Consider the following 1683-nt stretch of genomic DNA (forward strand, 5'->3'; position numbering starts at 1 on the left):
GTTCATGTGCCAAGGCCAATTGCTGCGAGAGCTGTGAAATCTGGATTGACATATCAGGCCGATTTATTGAGTGAGCGCATTCCTAACGCAAGAGACCTGGTCAGTATCTTGCAGGAAAAACCGTTACCGGAAGGAATGTATCAAAAAATAGGGCAAGAAATTGCCAAAATGCACAACGCTGGCGTTAATCACACAGACCTGAATATCCACAACATCTTGATCGATGACAAAGATAAAGTGTGGATTATTGATTTTGATAAGTGCCGCAAACAAGAGCACGGCGACTGGAAAAAGCAAAACTTAGAAAGGCTTCTTCGCTCATTCAAAAAAGAACTGCTCAAACGCCAAATCATTTGGCAAGCGTCCGATTTTGATCATGTACAAAAAAGTTATACTGAAAATACGTAAAGTGAGCGTTTTGTCAGTCATGCGTGAGACAATCCAATAGCGCATTTCGGTACACCCACTAAAAGTACCCATTAAAGTAGGTAACATTTGCAATGAAAATACTAGTAACAGGCGGGGCAGGCTTCATTGGCTCAGCTGTCGTTCGACACATTATTCGTGACACCCAAGATAGCGTCGTGAATTTAGACAAGCTCACCTACGCAGGAAACTTGGAGTCGTTGGTGGATGTTGCGGACAGTGACCGTTATTACTTCGAGCAAGTGGATATCTGTGACCGAACTGAACTAGACCGCGTGTTTTCAGAGCATCAACCCGATATGGTGATGCATTTAGCGGCTGAGTCGCATGTCGATCGCTCTATTGATGGTCCTGCTGCTTTTATTGAGACCAACGTCATGGGCACTTACCATCTTCTTGAAGCGGCGCGTCAATATTGGTCAAGCCTTGAGGAAGCGAACAAATCGGCGTTTCGTTTTCATCATATTTCTACGGATGAAGTGTATGGCGATTTAGAGGGTACGGATGATTTATTCACCGAAACCACCTCATACGCTCCAAGCAGCCCATACTCGGCGTCTAAAGCGTCGAGCGATCACCTTGTACGCGCTTGGCAGCGTACTTATGGTCTCCCAACACTCGTAACCAATTGCTCAAACAACTATGGTCCGTACCATTTCCCAGAGAAGTTGATCCCACTGATGATTCTGAATGCCCTCGATGGCAAGCCTTTACCTGTGTATGGTGATGGCATGCAAATCCGAGATTGGCTGTTTGTGGAAGACCATGCTCGTGCGCTTTACAAAGTCGTGACGGAAGGTGAAATCGGTGAGACCTACAACATCGGTGGCCATAACGAAAAAGCCAACATCGAAGTAGTGAAAACCATTTGTGCTTTGCTTGAAGAGCTGCGACCAGACAAGCCGGCAGGTGTTGAGTCTTATGAATCTTTGATCACTTATGTCAAAGATCGCCCAGGTCATGATGTGCGCTACGCAATTGATGCGACCAAGATTGCTCAAGAGCTTAACTGGACGCCGGAAGAAACCTTTGAAAGCGGCATTCGTAAAACCGTGGAATGGTACCTAAACAACCCGCAATGGTGGCAACGCGTGCTTGATGGTTCATACAGTTTAGAGCGATTAGGAGCGGGCGAATAATGAAAGGCATTATTTTAGCAGGTGGCTCGGGCACTCGCCTTTACCCTATTACACGCGGAGTCTCTAAGCAGTTACTGCCGGTTTATGACAAACCAATGATTTACTACCCGTTGTCAGT

At 46.1% G+C, this 1683-nt stretch carries 3 protein-coding genes; all 3 read left to right on the forward strand.

Annotated elements, in window-relative coordinates; all coding sequences use genetic code 11:
* The coding region (locus R8N46_RS24505; protein ID WP_318189689.1) for a 3-deoxy-D-manno-octulosonic acid kinase at window positions 1–408 on the forward strand (408 nt) is incomplete at its 5' end.
* Window positions 409–500: 92 nt separating this feature from the next.
* Window positions 501–1565 (forward strand): dTDP-glucose 4,6-dehydratase, encoded by a 1065-nt coding sequence (gene rfbB, locus R8N46_RS24510; protein WP_020904342.1) that lies wholly within the window; start codon window positions 501–503, stop codon window positions 1563–1565.
* The coding region (locus R8N46_RS24515; protein ID WP_318189690.1) for a sugar phosphate nucleotidyltransferase at window positions 1565–1683 on the forward strand (119 nt) is incomplete at its 3' end. The genes rfbB and R8N46_RS24515, both read left to right, overlap by 1 nt.

The sequence above is a fragment of the Vibrio sp. 1874 genome (genome assembly GCF_033344395.1).
Taxonomy (GTDB): domain Bacteria; phylum Pseudomonadota; class Gammaproteobacteria; order Enterobacterales; family Vibrionaceae; genus Vibrio; species Vibrio alginolyticus.

Coding starts and splice junctions, on each gene's coding strand:
- rfbB (WP_020904342.1), top strand. CDS start 501: ATGAAAATACTAGTAACAGGCGGGGCAGGCTTCATTGGCTCAGCTGTC.